Source organism: Shewanella inventionis (assembly GCF_014641855.1).
GTDB lineage: Bacteria > Pseudomonadota > Gammaproteobacteria > Enterobacterales > Shewanellaceae > Shewanella > Shewanella inventionis.
This window is the reverse complement of the sequence record NZ_BMII01000016.1, coordinates 1-18,640: the sequence shown is the minus strand read 5'-3', so window position 1 is coordinate 18,640 and position 18,640 is coordinate 1. Positions and strand designations below refer to the sequence as shown.

The 18,640-nt window shown below is 40.6% G+C and carries 17 protein-coding genes and 1 other annotated feature; of the genes, 8 read left to right on the top strand and 9 right to left on the bottom strand.

The window, feature by feature from the left end:
• Positions 1-244 precede the first annotated feature (244 nt).
• The 3 genes from tal (at position 245) to IEW93_RS10530 (ending at position 3,238) form a co-directional block, all read left to right on the top strand.
• Positions 245-1,198 carry a transaldolase gene (gene tal, locus IEW93_RS10540; RefSeq protein WP_188739295.1) on the top strand — a complete coding sequence of 318 codons (954 nt, stop codon included), beginning with the start codon at positions 245-247 and terminating at the stop codon, positions 1,196-1,198.
• Between the two features lie 19 nt (positions 1,199-1,217).
• Complete coding sequence (gene pgi / locus IEW93_RS10535; protein WP_188739294.1) at positions 1,218-2,855, top strand: glucose-6-phosphate isomerase; 1,638 nt, start codon at positions 1,218-1,220, stop codon at positions 2,853-2,855.
• 197 nt (positions 2,856-3,052) lie between these two features.
• The gene (locus IEW93_RS10530) at positions 3,053-3,238 is read left to right on the top strand and encodes a DUF3545 family protein (protein ID WP_160053078.1); all 186 of its coding nucleotides are present in this window, start codon (positions 3,053-3,055) and stop codon (positions 3,236-3,238) included.
• 90 nt (positions 3,239-3,328) lie between these two features.
• On the opposite strand, the gene IEW93_RS10525 is transcribed toward IEW93_RS10530, so the two are convergent.
• From IEW93_RS10525 to thrA, 4 genes are all read right to left on the bottom strand, one after another.
• Positions 3,329-3,874 (bottom strand): hemerythrin domain-containing protein, encoded by a 546-nt coding sequence (locus tag IEW93_RS10525; RefSeq protein ID WP_188739293.1) that lies wholly within the window; start codon positions 3,872-3,874, stop codon positions 3,329-3,331.
• Between the two features lie 177 nt (positions 3,875-4,051).
• Positions 4,052-5,335 carry a threonine synthase gene (gene thrC / locus IEW93_RS10520; protein WP_188739292.1) on the bottom strand — a complete coding sequence of 428 codons (1,284 nt, stop codon included), beginning with the start codon at positions 5,333-5,335 and terminating at the stop codon, positions 4,052-4,054.
• A gap of 42 nt (positions 5,336-5,377) precedes the next feature.
• On the bottom strand, positions 5,378-6,337 hold the full coding sequence (thrB, locus tag IEW93_RS10515; RefSeq protein WP_188739291.1) for a homoserine kinase: 960 nt from the start codon (positions 6,335-6,337) through the stop codon (positions 5,378-5,380).
• The gene (thrA, locus tag IEW93_RS10510) at positions 6,334-8,802 is read right to left on the bottom strand and encodes a bifunctional aspartate kinase/homoserine dehydrogenase I (protein WP_188739290.1); all 2,469 of its coding nucleotides are present in this window, start codon (positions 8,800-8,802) and stop codon (positions 6,334-6,336) included. Before thrA ends, thrB begins: the two co-directional genes overlap by 4 nt.
• A 710-nt stretch (positions 8,803-9,512) precedes the next feature.
• On the opposite strand from thrA, the gene slyD reads away from it, so the two are divergent.
• Positions 9,513-10,079, top strand: a complete 567-nt coding sequence (gene slyD, locus IEW93_RS10505) for a peptidylprolyl isomerase (protein ID WP_188739289.1) — start codon at positions 9,513-9,515, stop codon at positions 10,077-10,079.
• Positions 10,080-10,299: 220 nt separating this feature from the next.
• Positions 10,300-10,677 (top strand): hypothetical protein, encoded by a 378-nt coding sequence (locus IEW93_RS10500; RefSeq protein WP_188739288.1) that lies wholly within the window; start codon positions 10,300-10,302, stop codon positions 10,675-10,677.
• 28 nt (positions 10,678-10,705) lie between these two features.
• On the opposite strand, the gene trpR is transcribed toward IEW93_RS10500, so the two are convergent.
• Positions 10,706-10,984, bottom strand: coding sequence for a trp operon repressor (gene trpR / locus IEW93_RS10495; protein ID WP_188739287.1), 279 nt, complete (start codon positions 10,982-10,984; stop codon positions 10,706-10,708).
• 234 nt (positions 10,985-11,218) lie between these two features.
• Between trpR and IEW93_RS10490 the strand changes: the two genes are divergently transcribed.
• Positions 11,219-11,668, top strand: a complete 450-nt coding sequence (locus IEW93_RS10490) for a c-type cytochrome (protein WP_188739372.1) — start codon at positions 11,219-11,221, stop codon at positions 11,666-11,668.
• Between the two features lie 70 nt (positions 11,669-11,738).
• On the opposite strand, the gene IEW93_RS10485 is transcribed toward IEW93_RS10490, so the two are convergent.
• On the bottom strand, positions 11,739-12,404 hold the full coding sequence (locus tag IEW93_RS10485) for a cytochrome b/b6 domain-containing protein (protein WP_188739286.1): 666 nt from the start codon (positions 12,402-12,404) through the stop codon (positions 11,739-11,741).
• A 494-nt stretch (positions 12,405-12,898) separates the two neighbouring features.
• On the opposite strand from IEW93_RS10485, the gene hpf reads away from it, so the two are divergent.
• The gene (gene hpf, locus IEW93_RS10480; RefSeq protein ID WP_188739285.1) at positions 12,899-13,252 is read left to right on the top strand and encodes a ribosome hibernation-promoting factor, HPF/YfiA family; all 354 of its coding nucleotides are present in this window, start codon (positions 12,899-12,901) and stop codon (positions 13,250-13,252) included.
• A 115-nt stretch (positions 13,253-13,367) separates the two neighbouring features.
• Positions 13,368-13,489: a sequence feature (Phe leader region), on the top strand.
• Between the two features lie 57 nt (positions 13,490-13,546).
• Positions 13,547-15,499 (top strand): chorismate mutase, encoded by a 1,953-nt coding sequence (locus tag IEW93_RS10475; RefSeq protein WP_188739284.1) that lies wholly within the window; start codon positions 13,547-13,549, stop codon positions 15,497-15,499.
• A 77-nt stretch (positions 15,500-15,576) separates the two neighbouring features.
• Here the strand turns inward: IEW93_RS10475 and IEW93_RS10470 are convergent, their stop codons facing one another.
• The 3 genes from IEW93_RS10470 to IEW93_RS10460 form a co-directional block, all read right to left on the bottom strand.
• Positions 15,577-15,921 (bottom strand): hypothetical protein, encoded by a 345-nt coding sequence (locus IEW93_RS10470; protein ID WP_188739283.1) that lies wholly within the window; start codon positions 15,919-15,921, stop codon positions 15,577-15,579.
• 127 nt (positions 15,922-16,048) lie between these two features.
• On the bottom strand, positions 16,049-17,188 hold the full coding sequence (gene tyrA, locus IEW93_RS10465; RefSeq protein WP_188739282.1) for a bifunctional chorismate mutase/prephenate dehydrogenase: 1,140 nt from the start codon (positions 17,186-17,188) through the stop codon (positions 16,049-16,051).
• Between the two features lie 11 nt (positions 17,189-17,199).
• Complete coding sequence (locus tag IEW93_RS10460; RefSeq protein ID WP_283104399.1) at positions 17,200-18,291, bottom strand: 3-deoxy-7-phosphoheptulonate synthase; 1,092 nt, start codon at positions 18,289-18,291, stop codon at positions 17,200-17,202.
• Between the last annotated feature and the right edge of the window lie 349 nt (positions 18,292-18,640).

Genomic DNA, 18,640 nt, shown 5'->3' with positions numbered 1-18,640 from the left:
TTGTTTTCAGAACAACCTAAACTTAGTACAACAGTGATTAGTACTGACGTTGCAGTGATAGAGTGGCAAGCACCTTTCAACTTGGTTAACCAATTCTGTCTATTTAGCAACAATATCCACCTAAACAGGGCGTAAATAATGGATTATTTCGTAATTTTTTTACAATTTAAGTTGGAATAATCCGCAAAATCGCTTCTAATAACGATATAGTTCTATATTTATTGCTTATCGAGAGGAAATTTTCATGGCCAACACACTCGCGCAACTCAAATCATTCACTACCATCGTTGCTGACACTGGCGATATAGAGGCAATTAAGCGTTATCAGCCTGAAGATGCGACCACCAACCCATCATTAATCTTAAAAGCATCTCAAATTCCAGAATATGCGCCGCTTATTGATGATGCAATTGCATGGGCAAAAACACAAAGCAACAATATTGAACAACAAATCGAAGATGCAGGCGATAAATTGGCTGTGAACATCGGTGTTGAAATTTTAAAATTAGTGCCAGGCCGTATCTCTACAGAAGTTGATGCTCGTCTATCGTTTGATAAACAACGCTCAATTGATAAAGCACATAAACTGATTAAGCTTTATCAAGCAGCAGGTATCGACAAATCTCGTATCTTAATTAAATTAGCTTCCACCTGGGAAGGCATTTGCGCAGCCAAAGAATTAGAACAGCAAGGTATCAACTGCAACTTAACCTTACTGTTTAGTTTTGCTCAAGCTAGAGCTTGTGCTGAAGCTGGCGTATACCTTATCTCGCCTTTTGTAGGCCGTATTTTAGATTGGTATAAAAAAGACACAGGTCAAGATTACACCGCAGAAACTGACCCTGGTGTGGTTTCAGTAACTGAAATTTACAACTACTACAAGCAACACGGCTATAGCACTGTTGTGATGGGTGCAAGCTTCAGAAACATCGGTGAGATAATCGAATTAGCTGGCTGTGATCGCCTAACTATTGGCCCTGCATTACTTGAGGAACTCGCGAACAGCGATGTCACAATTAGCCGCAAGCTAGTTGCTGCTACATCAACTGTTCAGGCACCTGCGGCATTGACTGAAGAGCAATTCCGTTGGGACTTTAATGAAGACCCAATGGCTGTTGACAAGTTAGCAGAAGGTATTCGTAACTTTGCCATCGATCAGGGCAAACTTGAAGTTATGCTAAAAAGCAAATTAAGCTAAACAGTAGGAGGCTTTACTCGTGACTACACTCACTCAAAGCGCTACGTGGAAAGCACTGCAAGCTCACACAAGTCAAATACCTCATATGCGCACACTGTTTGATCAAAACCCACAACGTTTTGAACAAATGAGTGTTAAGGCTTGTGGGCTGTTTTTAGATTATTCTAAAAACCGCATCAACAGTGACACACTTGAACTGCTCTTCTCACTGGCGAATGAAGCCAATTTAAGTGAAAAAATTAGCGCCATGTTCAAAGGTGATGTGATAAACAATACAGAACAGCGCTCTGTATTGCATACCGCCCTTAGAAGCAAAGCCGATCAAGTGATTATCGCTGAAGGCGCTAATATCGTACCAGAAGTACAACAAACCCTAGCCAAAATGGCCGAATTTGTTGAGTCAGTTCAATCAGGACAATGGAAAGGCTACACAGGTAAAGCCATTACAGATGTAGTCAGTATTGGTATTGGCGGCTCATTTCTTGGGCCTAAGATTGTCTCTCAAGCGTTAAGACCTTATTGGCATGCAGGGCTTAATTGCCACTTTGTCGCCAACGTTGATGCAACATCGATTTGTGAAAAGCTTAAAGGCCTTAATGCTGAGACAACTTTATTTGTCATGTCATCAAAGTCATTTGGCACTCAAGAGACGCTCACAAATACGTTAAGTGCTAAAGACTGGTTCTTAGCCCAAGGCGCGACACAGCAAGATATTGCAAAGCATTTTGTCGCCGTAACATCCAATGTCACTAAAGCAACTGAATTTGGAATGGATGCCAACAACATTTTCCCAATGTGGGACTGGGTTGGTGGACGCTATTCTTTGTGGTCAGCAATTGGTTTACCTATTGCGCTATTAGTTGGGATGGATAACTTTAAAGCCTTACTTGATGGTGCTCACCAAATGGATGAGCATTTTGTGTCAGCCCCTTTAGCGCAAAATATGCCGGTGATTATGGCTATGCTGTCTGTGTTATATGGTAATTTCCATGGTGCACAGTCTCATGTAATTTTGACCTACGATCATTATTTACGTGGCTTACCTGCATACTTCCAACAGCTTGATATGGAAAGTAACGGCAAGTCAGTCACCCTTAATGGCACTGATGTAGATTACAGTACTGGCCCGGTAATTTGGGGAGGCGAAGGCACAAATGGCCAACACGCTTATCACCAATTACTGCATCAAGGTACTGCGTTAATTCCTGCTGACTTTATCATGCCACTACAAAGTCATAATCCTTTGGGTGAACATCATGATCAGCTAGCATCAAACTGCTTTGGACAAACTCAAGCATTGATGCAAGGTCGTACGTTTGAAGAAGCATTAGCAGAGCTCAGTAACAGTAAACTTGATGAGCAGCAAAAAGCACTTATTGCCAAACATAAGGTGATGTCGGGTAACAAACCAAGCAATACCTTATTAATGGATAAACTAACCCCAACCACCTTAGGCGCATTAATTGCGCTATATGAACACCGCACATTTGTGCAAGGTGCAATATGGCAAATTAACTCATTTGATCAATGGGGTGTCGAGCTTGGTAAGCAGTTAGGCAATGATGTACTAGAGCGCATTGGTGCAGACCAAGATGCAACAGAACTAGACAGTTCAAGTAATGCTTTAATCAACCTATATCGTCAAGGTAAATTATAAAAGCCCACTAGTGTGAACCGATAAAGCGTGGTTAATTAATAATGCCGTTCAACTTGTTTGAACGGCATTATTGTTTTCTAGCAAATTCACTAAACTGTGATTTTTTAGTAACTAAAATGCAACACAAGTGTTGCACCCTATAGTTGAAATATGATACTTATTCATTGAGAGACATCATAATAACAAGGGAGGTTACCATGGATCGATTAGACTATGGTGGTGCGCTAGACGAAGTTGTTGAAAGACCAAGCCGCTCAAAAAGCTCGTCAAAGAAACGTAAATGGCGTGAAATTGAAGCCATTAAAGATAAACAACGTTTACTCAAGGAATTGCAAGATATCGATGATTCATTCGATTTCGATGTTAGTACATTAGTACTCTAATGACCCCAACGCACAATCTTTGATTGTCGCTAACATCACTAAAAAGAGCGCATTTAGCGCTCTTTTTGTTAGGCATGATTCAACAAGACGCTAGATTGGGTTTTCAGCTTTCTCTATGTAAGCACGTAACTCTTCAAACATGGATTTATCATTGTCATTAAATAAAGGGTCATCCACAAGACGTTGTTGACAAAGAACCGATACCCTATCCCAATCATTCTCATTTAACGTGCTGACAAAAAGCGGAAATACCTCTCTTTCTTCGTACTCCATATGTAATTGCTGTAATTGTATATAATCTCCTAGATCTTTGATTAATTTCTCACGAGAAATAACCACATCAGATAAAATCATATTTAGACTATAAATCAATGAGCCTGACGCTTCTGCTAACTTATGATGTTCGTTATATAACTGGCCACAGTTTGCCAAACCGGCCTTATTACTATAGTAATCGTAAATAATATCTTCCAATGGGTGATGGCTATGCTCGGCATAACCTTGCATATACTCAACAATATCCCTGACAAGATTAAAGTTAACCCCATGCCCCTCAGCTAATCGAGCCAATTTATTGGAAAGTATATTCAACAAAATGGCAATATGCTTATGATCGCGCATTAAACGTTGCAACATAACCTTCTCCCGTCATTTCGTAACAGCCATGTATAAATAATAGCCAATATTGGTGCTTTTTCTAATCTACACCATGATATGCAAAATGAGGTATGACCAAGATCATAATATTGGAATATAAAAAAACACCTAACCACAACCCTGTTGCGTGTTAGGTGTTAGAGCAAAACCAAGACGTTACTTTAATACAGAAAACATATGAGCTTTTAGCTGCTCAAAATCGGCGTCTAATTCTGCAGATAATATGGGCTTTTGTGCAACTGCGGCTAATTCAGGAGGTAAAGGCAAATCCGTCGATAATTGTTGATCGACCACATCTTTAAATTTAGCAGGGTGAGCGGTGCCAAGGAAAATCCCTCTTTCACTCCCTGTTAACCCCAACGTTAATGCTTGAGCCGCAATAGCAGCATGTGGCTCAGACTGATAGCCCAATTGATAAAGCTCGGCTAATGCCAAAGCCGTTTCTGATTCGGACAAAGCAACGCCTGTCACTAACGATAAAGGCCAGCCCATTTGCTCACAAATGGCTTCAACTCTTGGCCAGTTACTTGGCTCAGAAACATCCATTGCATTAGACATAGTCGCCACTGTTTTATGTGGCTGCCAAGCGCCATCGTGCAAATAACGCGGTACAGTATCATTGCTATTAGTTGCAGCAATAAAACGTTTAATAGGTAAACCCATTGCTTTTGCAAACAATCCCGCGGTTAAATTACCAAAGTTACCGCTTGGCACTGAAACAACAATGTCATCATTACCCGCTTTTTTCGACTGAGCAACTGCCTCAAAGTAATAACAAATTTGGGCTAACAATCGGCTGATATTAATTGAGTTAGCAGAGTTTAATGCTAAACCATCACGCACATCACTGTCGTCAAATGCTTGCTTAACAAGGTGCTGACAAGCATCAAAATCTGAAGTCACAGCGACGGTATGGATATTTTTACCTAACGTAGTAAACATCTTTTCTTGTAGCTCGCTGATTTTCCCCTTGGGATACAGCACCATCACATTCACTTTATCTAAGCCATAAAATGCATCAGCTACCGCAGCCCCCGTATCGCCTGAGGTTGCAGTTAAAATAGTCAGCTTTTTATCACCTGCAAGTAAGTTAACGCACTGAGCCATAAAGCGGGCGCCAAAGTCTTTAAAGGCTAATGTAGGCCCGTGAAACAACTCTAAACAAGCGCGCTTTTCATCAACGTTGACTAGAGGCACATCAAAGGTAAAAGCATTATCAACAAGCTTATCAACACTATCTTGACCAAGCTCATCGGCCAACCAAGCCCCTAAAACCTTTTTGCTTCGCTCAGCAAAAGGTAATGCCAACAATGCATCAATATCAGTTAACACAGGGATCGATTTTGGAAAAAACAACCCTCTGTCTTTGCCTAATCCCAGCTGTACCGCTTGACTGAAATTAACTACCTGTGATGGATGTTTTAAATTGTATAATTCCATTACGACTGCCTTTTTTAAATTCAAAAAATAAATAATGTCGAGTTAAACGCAGCGAGTGCCTAACTCATCAAGTTTACACACATGTGCAAACCCACCAGATTCAGAAATATAATGCTCAATCAACCAGGCTTTTGCTTTTTCTGCGGTGGCGAGATCATCGGTAACACTAAATAATGTCGGGCCGCTGCCTGAAATCCCCGTGGTTAACATACCCAGCTCAGCTAATGCAGCTCGTGCATCGGTATAACCTGGGATCGCTGCGGCACGATATGGCTCAGCTAATACATCTTTAAGCATCTCAATGGCCAATGGGGCATCTTGTTGGTAACTGGCATGAACAAAAGCACTTAAGTAACGACCAAAATCAATGGCGACTGATTTGTCATATTGTGCTGGCAGTAATTCACGCATTTTTGCCGTAGACAATGAAATACCAGGATAGGCTACTACCCAGTACCAGTTATCAAAACTGGGAATAGCGGCACAAGCTTTATTGCTTGCATTAAGCATTAATTGCATGCCACCTAAATAACATGGCGCAACATTGTCATAATGCACACTGCCTGAAATCTTACCTTCAAACTCACCCATTAGCCCTAGCAAAGCTTGCTCATCAAACGGTTTACCAAAATGCTCATTTAACGCATAAAGCGCAGCAACGACCGAGCTCGCACTCGATCCTAAACCACTCCCAACCGGAAGATTTTTTTCTAAACTAATCTTAACGCCATCTTGGCGTTCCAGCTTCTGTAAAAAAAATTCAGCACATTGGTAAACAATATTGTCTTTACCTTCAGCGGGTAATTTATGAGCCCACTGGCCTACTTGGCTAAAATGAACCCCACTGCTAGCCGCACTGATCATCACTCTATCGCCAAGTAATGAGCCATCGATGGGCGCTAGCGCTGCGCCCAGTAAATCAAAACCTACACCTACATTGCCCATTGACGCTGGCGCATACACAGTAAGCATCTCTTGGCTTACCTTTACCGCTTGATTCATAGCCCAACCTCACGAGTCCAGTTTAGGGTTCTTAACACGTCAGCAAAAGCACCTGCTGCGGTAACATCAGTACCGGCACCATAACCTCTAAGCACAAAAGGAATAGGTTGATAATAACGGCTGTAAAACGCAAGCGCATTCTCACCACCTTTAACGCTGTATAATGGATTTGTGGCATCAACCTCAACGATTCTTACATGGCATTGCCCCTCATCGATTTGGCCAACATAACGTAGCACTTTACCTTGGGCTTTAGCCGCGGCGACTCTTTCTGAAATCGCCACATCAAGAGATGCTAGGTTAGCCATAAACTGCTCAACATCACCTGAATCATCAAATGATGCAGGCAGAACTGACTCAACATTAATATCTGAGAGCTCAAGCGGCAACCCTACTTCACGAGCAAGAATAAGTACTTTACGGGCAACATCCATACCGCTTAAATCATCACGAGGATCTGGCTCTGTAAAGCACTTTTCGCGCGCAATAGCAGTTGCTTGAGACAAACTCATGCCCTCATCTAACATGCCAAAAATATACGACAACGAACCAGAAAGAATGCCGTTAAACTTGTGCAACTTATCGCCGGCATAAAGCAGTTTTTTCAAGTTATCAATAACAGGCAAACCTGCCCCGACAGTGGTTTCATATAAAAACTGTCGACGCTGGGCCAATGCCGTTTGGCGTAGTGCTTGATAATAAGCATAATCACGAGTGTTCGACTTTTTATTAGGAGTCACCACATGGAAGCCTGCATTCATGACTTCAATATAACAATCAGAAACCAGTTCGCTAGAGGTACAATCAACGAGAACTGGGTTTAACAATTGCTGTTCTTGACCCCATTCGAGTAACTTAGTTAAATCGTAATCTTGGCCCTTTTCTGCTAATAATGATTGCCATTCATTAAGATCTATCCCCTGGCTATTGAGCAGCATTTGGCGAGAATTGGCGATACCACATACGCGAATACTGATATGTTGTTCTTTTAACATGGCTGTTTGTTGCTTAATTTGATCCAACAATCCAGCCCCTACATTGCCGCTGCCCACTAAAAAGACATCAACATATTGCTGCACATCAAAAAAGGCTTGATGACAGGCACCTATAGCGTGCTTTGTCTTTTTTTGCTGAATAACGGTTGAAATCGAGCGTTCTGATGATCCTTGAGCAATAGCAACAATGTTCACACTCGCTTTAGCTAATGCACTAAAAAACTTAGCGGCTACGCCTTTGTGGGTTTTCATTCCATCGCCAATCAATGACACTATCGACAGGTCTTGACGCTGCTCAATTGGCTCTAACAACTCATTTTTTATTTCAAGCTCAAACTCTTGTTCTAACGCAGATTTGGCTTTGTTTGCCTCATGAGTCGCCACACAAAAACTGATGCTATACTCAGATGAGCTCTGTGTAATAAGCGACACAGAAATACCACTGCGAGAAATGGCCGCTAAAGTACGACTTGCCATCCCCACCATGCCTTTCATTCCTGGACCTGAAACGTTAAACATGGTTTGGTTATCTAAATTAGAAATCGCCTTAACTTGCAACCCTGTTTTATCTGCCTCATTGGACACTAAAGTACCGGGAGCCGAAGGATTGAAGCTATTTTTGATGTAGCAAGGAATGTGATACTGAGCAATAGGCGCAATTGTTTTAGGATGCAATACCTTTGCACCGAAATAAGACAGCTCCATCGCCTCCTGATAACTTAATTGCGACAAAAGTTTAGCATCCGCTACAACACGAGGATCAGTGTTGTACACGCCGTCTACGTCTGTCCAAATCTCACAGCTTGATGCATCTAAACATGCTGCTAATACAGCTGCTGAATAATCAGAACCATTACGCCCTAACGTCACCACATTTCCGTGGGCATCGGCAGCGGTAAAACCAGGCATCACCCAAACACGATATTTATCTAAAGGCAGGTTTGCAAATCGAGGTTTACTCACGCTGATATCAACCACAGACTCTAATGGTTGGCCTTGACCTAAAAACATAGCAACGGGGTCTAATTGTGAAGACGACAGCCCTTTAGCCAGCATAACCTGTTCCATTAATGCTGCGGATAAGCGCTCACCCGTCACCACAATTTGCGCTCGTACGCTGTCAGGACATTCACCAAGCAACTTAATACCATGGAGTTTGTCTTGCCAAACCAACATTTGCGCCGCAAGTTTTGCTGATAATTGTTCAAATTGTTGCGCATTAAGAAGTGAAACAGATGCTTCGGTAAACAAACTGCTAAATACTTGGTTGATGTGGTCTAAAACAGCTTGATAATCTTGTTGGCTAACGGCCAAATCGACCATTTCAAGCAATGCGTTAGTCACTGTAGCAGGGGCAGAAAGTACCGTAGCAACAGATTCTGTAACTGAAGAGTCTGCAATAATATCTGCTGCCATTGAAAAACGAGACCAATTTGCCAGCGAAGTTCCGCCAAATTTCATTACTTTCATTTACTTCTCCCTGCCACCAAAGCATGGTGACCATAATTTAATATTATTGAATTAAAAACAAAAAAGCCCGCTTCTATTGTGGGAAGCGGGCTTGTTGTACAAATCTTTTAGGGTGTAATCAGCCCGCCCCCACTATGGTGATAGTGGTGGTTGTAATGGTAGTAATTACAACGAGCATGATGGTCAACATTAACAATCTCATTTTTATTTTAGCGGCAAATACAGAGTTGCCGCTAAATCAGCTGATACACATTGGGTAACAGAATTGCTTTTTTTACCTAGACTTGTCAACCCCTGCTTACAGTTTATTTGTTAGTTATTTTTAAAAATAAGTTGATTTATATTATTTTCAAACTTCACAGTTTAGCAATAACGACATTCGGTCAGTTTTTTTCTCCCTAAATCGGCTAAAAATCACACTTAACACGGCGCTATAAAATTTAAACATCTGTTTATAATGATTTTTTAAAATATTCAAAAATACGTATCTAACAATTATCACAAAGAGGAACGCGAGATAAACACAAACTGAAACAGCATAGTGACAATGTGCCGCATAAAGTGATTTATTTTCAACATAACCTCAATTTTGACATTTAACTGGCTACAAAATAAAAAAAGCTGTGATTGAATAAGCAAAAACTGATGTTTATCGTCGCAGGCGACTCGTAAAATACGGTATGATGCGCAAATCACGAATTGGAGGCGATATGAAAATTACAAAACATGCAGCGGTCACGATTCATTACCGCTTATCTGATGAGCAAGGTGAATTGATCGAAAGTTCTTTTGAAGGTGAACCAATGGTTTACTTACATGGGACAGAAAACTTAATCCCTGGTCTCGAATCAGTCTTAGAAGGCAAATCCGCTGGCGAAAAAGTAGAAGCCAATATCCCCGCAGCTCAAGGTTATGGTGAGTACCACCCTGGCCTAAAGCAAGAAGTCCCTATCAGTGCTTTTGGTGACATCGAAGATATTATTCCTGGCATGCGTTTTATTGCCGAAACAGAATTAGGTCAACGCCCTGTTCAGGTTACTGAAGTAAAAGATGACGTCATTGTAGTTGATGGTAATCATCCTCTAGCTGGCCAGTCATTAAACTTTAGCGTTGAAGTGATTGCTGTACGTGAAGCGAGTGCAGAAGAGCTTGCACATGGCCATATTCATGCGCAAGGTGGTTGTGGGAGTCACGGACACGATCATGACCATGAACACGGTTCGTGTGGCTCAGAAAAACCAGGGTGTGATGGTAATGGTGGCTGTGGCTGTCACTAATAACGCTGAGTAAAACTCACTCTGCGTCATCAGAAAGATTGAAAAAACAACAAGGCATTGTCTAAGTTCTAGGCAGTGCCTTTCTATTTACGTTATACTTTAATCAGAAAACAACAATTAGTTAGACTTATCCCCATGGTGGAAATGGACAACAAAACCATGATGATCCTTTACTAATTGCCTACTCATATAAAAATTAATACATAGCGACGGAGTGCTTATGTTAATCAAACCAATATACGAACTATTGCCATACAGCTACATGATTGTTGGCACAGCTAGCATATTTTTGCTAGAACCAAGTTACGCCCTTGCGGCTTCAATAGTGGTGTATTTATACGGTGCTCACATCTATAACTTACGCTCTAAAAATCGTCGCACGGATCCCAAGCGCAAACGTAAAGCAGGAGCATTACCTGAGACCTTGTACGGTTTAATGCCTTTTATCTATGTATTTTCGGCGCTCAGTCTTTATCGTTTTTACCCCAAAGATTCGAGCACGCTATTTGCTTTGTGTTTAGCCACCTATGGCGCTTACTTGTTTATGCGACGGTCAAGCTACCGACACCATAAATACCCTAAAGGGATACGGCAATAAACGAGCATAACAATTAAGCCAACAGGCTCTAGTCAAGAATTAACTTTCTGACCTTAGCTCGTTGGCTTGCAGACATATTTTTTAAATAGTTTGAACATCGAGTAATGGTTGCGATACTCACTTGATGTTCTGATGCAATTTGTCGCTGGCTCATTTCACCTGCTAACAATGTTTGAAATACCTGTAATCGCCCTGACACCGCACTGCGCTCTTCTTCTGTTAATAATAATTGAAATAACACTGACAAGTCTTCTTCGTTTGTATGGGTCAATATTTTATCTACAACTAAATTCCAGTTGGCACGCATAATTTTTTCTCTTTGTAGTAATGCCGAAACAGTACAAGTGTATCAATTATTCTCAGTACTTTGCAAAAGTACTCCGTTGATAAGTAGTAAGAAAACTTATCGCATCTAGATATAAAAATTGTGTAGAATAAACCGTGACTGATTGCACATTTATACTAATAACGATATGTAGATCAGACGAAACCAAGTGCTTATGGAACCCTTACTATTACTAGAAAGATGAGAAGGAATATGATGAAAAAGACATTACTTGCCATTGTAGCAACTGCAATAATCATCCCTGCTGCAATCGCTAACAACTTTGAAAAGCCGACTGATGCCATTGAATATCGTCAATCTGCGTTTAGCCTAATTGCATACAACTTTGGTGATATGGGCGCCATGCTCAAAGGCAAAAAGCCATTTGACGCAGGTGTATTTAGTGCTCGTGCAGACAATGTAGCAGCACTTTCTAAGCTCCCTCATGAAGGCTTTATTGATGGAACCGATACAGGTGACACTGAAGCGTTAGCTAAAATTTGGCAAGACAAAGCAGACTTCGATAGCAAAATGACAGCATTTAAAGATAACGCTGCAGCATTGGCCGTTGCCGCTAAATCAAGTGACCAAAACCAAATCAAACAAGCTTTTGCTAACACGGGTAAAAGCTGTAAAGGTTGTCATGACGTTTACAAAAAAGATTAATAAGTACTAGAACAATCTAAAAAATAAAGCCCGTTATGGGCTTTATTTTTATCATCGCAAAAATGCTGATCTACAAAAAGCTCACCACAGGCCCTAACAGTAGCAACCAAATACCAGCAAACAACAACGCCACTATCACCAATGCTAACCAAGGTGAGCGTAATGCAGGCGCAGTTACTTGACCACTCACATATTTATAACCACTAAACATCGCCTTAACTAGATTTTCGCCTTTAACCACGTGCACAATCACAGCAGCCACGTGCAATACAACTAAACCTAAAATCACATTAAAATTTGTTTTATGCAACCAAGTTAGCCAATTGGCAGTATCAGAAGACACTAGATGAATTAACGGGCCTTCTGTAAAAATCTCATCTGTGGCAAATAAGCCCGTTGTTAATTGCAACATTATCAATCCAAGTAAGGCAAATACCATATAGGCACCCAAAGGGTTATGCCCTAAAGAACGGGGTTTAGGCTTGGTCAGTGCATATTGAATGACTTTTTTAGGCCCAACAAAAAAATGGCTAAACTTAGCCGTTTCACTGCCTATAAATCCCCAAACCAGCCTAAATAAAATCAGCGTCATTAACACATAGGCCAATACTTGATGCCATTGCATTTCACCAATTTCGGCGGTCCACCACAAGCCAGCCAGTAAGCCAACCATAGACCAATGGAATAATCGAATTGGAAAATCCCACACCTTTATTTTTTGCTGTTCTATACTCATTGATAACTGCCTATAACCATTTGCTTACGGAGATTATAATCCAAATCTGTGTCAGATTTTGCTGCTTTAGGAAAAAAGACTCAGGCAGTGTCAAGCGCTGATTTATCGTGCTCACACAATGGTGGATAAACGAACAGCTAACTCTGTTTTATAAGCTAACTCTGTTTTATAAGCTAACTATGTTTTATAAGAGTGGAGTAACAAGAGGAGTAAAACAAACGCAGTAACAATGCAGATTTTAGTAGCTTACCCGACGTTGTAAATAGTGCAATAAATACACAAAAAAGTTAATAGAGTATCAACTTATTCATTCAAATATGAGCTGTTCTGCTGCGTAATACAAGCACATTTTGCCATTTTTTAGTTAAAAATGCCTAAGAGATCAAATATGCAGCAGTCAAAAATAAACACAGGCAAAAATGTGATTTAGATCACGATTTTTATGTTCAACCTTGGTAACCTGAAGTCAAGCAAACAACAAGAAGGTTCTAAATATGCTGAAAATCACTAGCAAACAACTTGAAGTCACTGCCCTTATCCGCGAACGCATTGAAGGAAGATTAGAAAAACTATCTCGACACGATATTCAATTAATTAATCCGCACGTTATTATCACACAAGAAAAGCAACTGTTTAAAATTGAGGCTTCGGTTGGATTACCTAGTGGAGATTTATTTGCCCAGGCGAAAAGTGAAAACCTATACGCAGCGATTACTGCAATGGGACAAAAGCTGGAAAAACAGCTAAACCGCCTGACTCACAAACCCCATGCTCAACGACATGTGTCATTACCCAATGACACAGATGACGAGTTTGAGTATGTCTATAAGGAGGAAAACGCAGCTTGATGTTATTTACTATTAACCAGCGCACCTTCGGGTGCGCTTTATTTTGTCAGCAATTCATCCTTGTTGAGTAAAATTACATTGACAGGTTAACCCAGTAGCTTTAGTTTTAATCCATGAACACAAAAATATTCAGCCTTTTTATTTTCTTTTTTACTCAGCCCACCCATGGAGGCGGATTTTCTGTGTAAAAACGAAAATGAAAATTCCAAAGCCTCCCAATTGGGAGGCTTTTTTGTATTATAAATACTGTTGTATCCAACCTACATCAGTCTGTTGCGTCACATTGAGGTTAATATGCAAAAACCACCAGAGTTAAGTCAAACTCGTGAACAAATAACAGCCTTAGATAAATCGTTATTAGAGTTGCTGTCTAAACGTCGTCAATTGAGCTTAAATGTGGCGCGCAGTAAAGAAATCGATGTCAGACCAATACGAGACACCCAAAGAGAAAAAGAACTCCTAGAACGCTTAGTGCAGCAGGGGCGGGAGCAAGGGCTTGACGCACACTTTGTTCTGTCTCTATATCAAAATATCATTGAAGATTCAGTTTTATTTCAACAAACCTACCTGCATGGCCGGGCTAATCCTGATACTCAAAAACAACAATATACCGTTGCCTATTTAGGCGCGCGAGGTTCTTACTCCTATTTAGCAGCCACTCGCTATTGTTCACGCCGTCAAGTAGACATGATTGACTTTGGTTGCCAAAGTTTTGATGACATCGTCAACGCAGTAGAATCAGGCCATGCTGATTACGGTTTTTTACCCATAGAAAATACCTCGTCAGGTTCAATCAATGAAGTGTATGACGTACTTCAACACACCACATTATCCATTGTGGGTGAAACCACCATCGAAGTTGGCCACTGTTTACTGACAAAACCTGATAGCAAGATAAGTGATATCAAAACCATTTACGCTCATCCGCAGCCTATTAGCCAATGTAGTCGTTATTTAAGTCAGTACCCTCATATTAAACTTGAGTATTGCTCCAGTAGTGCAGAAGCGATGACAAAAGTAATTGAAGCTGATAATAACACTGTGGCCGCCATTGGTAGTGCTGAAGGTGGAGCACTTTATCAATTAGTAGCGTTAGAAAAAGGATTGGCTAATCAAAAAATAAATCAAAGCCGTTTTATCGTGGTTGCCAGAAAAGCATCTGCTGTTCCATCGCAGCTGCCGGCAAAAACTACATTGATTATGGCAACAGGTCAAAAGCCAGGTGCGCTCGTTGAAGCGCTATTGGTATTAAAGGCACATAACTTAAACATGAGCAAACTGGAATCTCGCCCTATTCCAGGTACTCCATGGGAAGAGATGTTTTATTTGGACATTGATGGCAACTTAGCTACTCGCGAAGTACAGCAGGCAATTAAAGAGCTTGAGCGATTAACACGCTTTATTAAGGTGTTAGGATGTTACCCTTGTGAAACGGTTAAACCCACTCAATTATCTCAAGCACAATTGCTGATAGAGCCAGACAGTTCTAAACAAGAGCCCGTAAAAACTCAACCTAACAATCAAGCAAAACATGCTAGAGCTTATAAAGCCCAGGATACACAGTTAATTTGTCAGCATTTTCAACTAGGTGCTGGTCAATTTAGTGCACTGCAACAAATTAATTTACCAATAGACAATACCGTACTGGCAACCCAGGCAAAACTGATTAAAGAATCGGGTTTTCAAGCAATACTGCTTAATGACTTAAAAAATCAATTAAATGAGCAACAGCTAAAGCAACACGTTCAAGTCATTGAACAAGCCGGTCTTCTTTGCGTAATGCAAATTGAGCAAGAGCAAGAGTTCGTTTTAGCGAGTCCATTAGCTGACATGTTAATACTGGCGGGTAAACAAATGTATAATCCGGACATGCTAGCGTTAATTGGTTCGGTGAATTTGCCGGTAATATTAGAGCGAAATACAATGGCGAGTATTGATGATTGGTTAAGCGCCGCTGATACGGTTCTTAGCCACGGCAATCAACAACTTGGATTGTGCGAGTCGGGGGTTAGAAGTTTCACTCATCCTGAACAGCTCAACCTGGACCTAGCGGGTATTGTTGAAGTGAAATCGCGCAGTCATTTGCCCGTGATTGTGAATACCAGTTTTTGTATCAACGAAGCATTATTACCTAATCATGCCAATGCCATTAAACAACTCAAAGCTGATGGTATTGTGCTACTGCATCATGATGAGAGTTCTCAAGCAGACATTATTCATGCCTTGTATCATAATCTGAGTACTTAACCCACTTGAACATAAAGTAAAACGCCATAAAAAAAGCCGAAATGACTTTCGGCTTTTTTATTTGGGGATTAAAAAATTTAAACAGCTATTCCATCATTAAGGCTTATCCAGCCTTTAAATATTCGGTAACTAAACCAGCTAACGCCAAGCAAATACATAGGTACGCTTAACCACAATGGGCTGGTCCAATAACCCGCAATAAAAAATGGGCATAAACCAATTATACTTATACGTTGCCAACGTAAATGGCTGGCTAGCACTGAGTCTGGATTAACATTTTTTTGAATTAAATTAACCCATAGGCTCAATAAAACAGGCACAAAAAATAATGGGAAAGCACTCATTAAGCCGTAAAGAAAATGCCCAAGGGAATTATCTTCAACCTGTTGTATAGGCAACATATTCGATGGCGTCATCGACATGGTTCTCCTCCAAAGGCAAATTTTTGATGCAAGCTAAAATAAATAAACCAACAAGTTCAGTATATCTTATTAGCTAAACATAAGCCTTGTGTCACGGTTTAGCAATAATTTGAACGATTAAAAATCATTAACCTGCTTTCATATCATTAACAGACTGTAACATGGCACGGCTTTCATGTTGAAACTGCGGTGCGAAATCGCCAAACCATTTTGCAACACGTTGAAATTGCTCTACAAACTCTTGTCTGTTACCCGACTTTAGCATGGCAAGCGCATCACGATAGTTATCTAAATAATCACTAATTGCGTGCAAACTACCTTCTTGGGCAAAAATAATATCGGCATAAAGTTCAGGATCTTGAGCAAATAGTCGGCCAACCATAGCAAGCTCTAAGCGATAAATAGGAGAACTAAACTGCAACAAATTATCAATATCGGCTTCCTCTTTACAGAGGTTTAAACCATAAACAAATGTCGAAAAATGGCGCATTGCTTGAACAAGTTGCATTGCATTATCATGACGTTCGGCTTGTGCTTCAACAATACGCGCCCCCCAGATTTCAATTTGCTGTAATAGCCATTGATAGGCATCTGATTGACGCCCATGGCACACCACCACAACTTGTTTAGCTAGGCTGCCTACATCTGGGCCAAACATTGGGTGTAACCCCACTACCGGCCCTTTATGAGCGTCAAGCATGGCAGCCAGTGGTTTCTCTTTTATGGAGGTTAAATCCGCTAAAATACACTGTTCAGGCAAATGGGTTAACTTTTCGCGGATAACTTCACAGGTGACATTAATCGGTACAGTAACAATGACTAGGCCAGCACCATCAAAAATTGCATCAGCATGTTGCCAATCATTTTTGTCCAGGCTTTTAACCTTATAGCCAGATAACTTCAGCATCTGGCTAAAAAGTTGTCCTAACTTGCCTTCACCGCCCACAATCACAACATGCCCTAAATCTTGCTTAATTTGCTTAAAGCCGACATCCTTTTCATTAAGATACGATTCACGCATTAATCGACGCAAAATATCTTCAATTAATTGCGGCGAAACATTCATGTTTTCAGCTTCGGCGCGACGCTTAGCTAGCATAGATGCTTCACGTTGTGGAGCATAAATTGGCACACCAGCTGAGTGCTTAACGGCTCCAACTTGAGCCACTAAATCTAAACGTTTTCGAAGTAAATGTAACAATTGCTGATCTACACCGTCTATTAGATCACGTAAATTCTCAAGATCAGCAGTAGTCTTTTCGTTCATATTCTTATCCATTAACCATTGGCGACCTGTAGCATATCGAATCGCGTCGGTAAAACTGCAGACAACTGGTTAGCGCCTTGTCGTAAAATCGTTTCAGTTGTTTCCCAATCAATACAGGCATCGGTTACAGAAACACCGTATTTAAGCTCTGATAATGGCTTATCTGAACTTTGATTGCCTTCATTGATATTGCTCTCAAGCATAACACCAATGATCGATTTATTGCCTGCTTCAATTTGGTTAAATACATCTTCACAAACATTTTTTTGACGTAAATGGTCTTTAGAGGAATTACCGTGACTGCAATCAACGACTAAACGAGCATTAAGTTTGGCCTTGTGAATTTGTGCTTCACATTCTGCCACGCTAGCTGCGTCATAATTGGGTACAGAGCCACCACGTAAAATAATATGACCATCTGGATTACCTGCAGTTTGCAATAATGACACTTGGCCTTCTTGGTTTATTCCCATAAAACGATGGCTGCTCGCAGCTGACTTTAATGCATTAATTGCTACATCTAATTTACCATCCGTGCCATTTTTAAAACCTACAGGCATCGATAAACCTGAGGCCATTTCACGGTGGGTTTGCGACTCAGTTGTACGCGCGCCGATAGCAGACCAGGTCACGAGCTCTGAAAGATACTGCGGGCTAATAGGATCTAATGCTTCTGTAGCAATTGGAAGCTCAAGTTCAGCTAACCAAATCATCAGCTCGCGCGCCATCCTTAAACCCTTTTCAACATCAAATGACTCGTCCATATCTGGGTCATTAATCAAGCCTTTCCAGCCAACTGTTGTGCGTGGCTTTTCAAAATAAACACGCATTAAAATATAGAAATCATCACTGAGTTCATCATGAAGTTTTTTTAGCTTTAATGCATATTCTTTCGCGGCATCAATGTCATGAATAGAGCACGGACCGGTAACGACTAACACTCGGTTATCACGTTTATGAACAATATCTGCCACTTGTTTACGCGCATTGAGAATATACTGATAAGCATGACTCGATAAGGGTAATTCTTGCTTTAATTCTGCTGGCGTTACTAATACTTGTTCTGAACTAATGTGCACATTGTTAATCGTATCTTGTTGCATACTCATTACTCTCTTATGACTGCTGGCCTAGACCACACGTAAACTGTTATTTTGTTATTGATGTATTTTTGTAACGCTACACCATTACACCTTTTAAGCAACTATGCCTGCGCTCACATCAGAGATCAAGGCTTATTTAAGTAAATGATTAAAATTAATTAAAATGCAGATAATGTTAAATAGAAGTGAATGAGATATGCCTCATTTTGGTTGTAAGCAAGAGTAATACCAATTCCACTAATTATCTGGTCATTCAGCGGGAATTCTGTGCCTTCTAGGCAAGTAATAGGATTGTAGGCATAGTTGCTCTACGTCAAAATACTATTAAGCAGCATAGAAGGCACAGAAA

What these genes read in the sequence shown, in the direction of transcription:
- tal (WP_188739295.1), top strand. Translation starts at nt 245, where the DNA reads ATGGCCAACACACTCGCGCAACTCAAATCATTCACTACCATCGTTGCT.
- thrB (WP_188739291.1), bottom strand. Translation starts at nt 6,337, where the DNA reads ATGAATCAAGCGGTAAAGGTAAGCCAAGAGATGCTTACTGTGTATGCG.
- IEW93_RS10470 (WP_188739283.1), bottom strand. Translation starts at nt 15,921, where the DNA reads ATGTCGATGACGCCATCGAATATGTTGCCTATACAACAGGTTGAAGAT.
- thrC (WP_188739292.1), bottom strand. Translation starts at nt 5,335, where the DNA reads ATGGAATTATACAATTTAAAACATCCATCACAGGTAGTTAATTTCAGT.
- IEW93_RS10485 (WP_188739286.1), bottom strand. Translation starts at nt 12,404, where the DNA reads ATGAGTATAGAACAGCAAAAAATAAAGGTGTGGGATTTTCCAATTCGA.
- IEW93_RS10500 (WP_188739288.1), top strand. Translation starts at nt 10,300, where the DNA reads ATGTTAATCAAACCAATATACGAACTATTGCCATACAGCTACATGATT.
- IEW93_RS10490 (WP_188739372.1), top strand. Translation starts at nt 11,219, where the DNA reads ATGAAAAAGACATTACTTGCCATTGTAGCAACTGCAATAATCATCCCT.
- hpf (WP_188739285.1), top strand. Translation starts at nt 12,899, where the DNA reads ATGCTGAAAATCACTAGCAAACAACTTGAAGTCACTGCCCTTATCCGC.
- IEW93_RS10460 (WP_283104399.1), bottom strand. Translation starts at nt 18,291, where the DNA reads ATGCAACAAGATACGATTAACAATGTGCACATTAGTTCAGAACAAGTA.
- IEW93_RS10475 (WP_188739284.1), top strand. Translation starts at nt 13,547, where the DNA reads ATGCAAAAACCACCAGAGTTAAGTCAAACTCGTGAACAAATAACAGCC.
- IEW93_RS10530 (WP_160053078.1), top strand. Translation starts at nt 3,053, where the DNA reads ATGGATCGATTAGACTATGGTGGTGCGCTAGACGAAGTTGTTGAAAGA.
- thrA (WP_188739290.1), bottom strand. Translation starts at nt 8,802, where the DNA reads ATGAAAGTAATGAAATTTGGCGGAACTTCGCTGGCAAATTGGTCTCGT.
- IEW93_RS10525 (WP_188739293.1), bottom strand. Translation starts at nt 3,874, where the DNA reads ATGTTGCAACGTTTAATGCGCGATCATAAGCATATTGCCATTTTGTTG.
- trpR (WP_188739287.1), bottom strand. Translation starts at nt 10,984, where the DNA reads ATGCGTGCCAACTGGAATTTAGTTGTAGATAAAATATTGACCCATACA.
- slyD (WP_188739289.1), top strand. Translation starts at nt 9,513, where the DNA reads ATGAAAATTACAAAACATGCAGCGGTCACGATTCATTACCGCTTATCT.
- tyrA (WP_188739282.1), bottom strand. Translation starts at nt 17,188, where the DNA reads ATGAACGAAAAGACTACTGCTGATCTTGAGAATTTACGTGATCTAATA.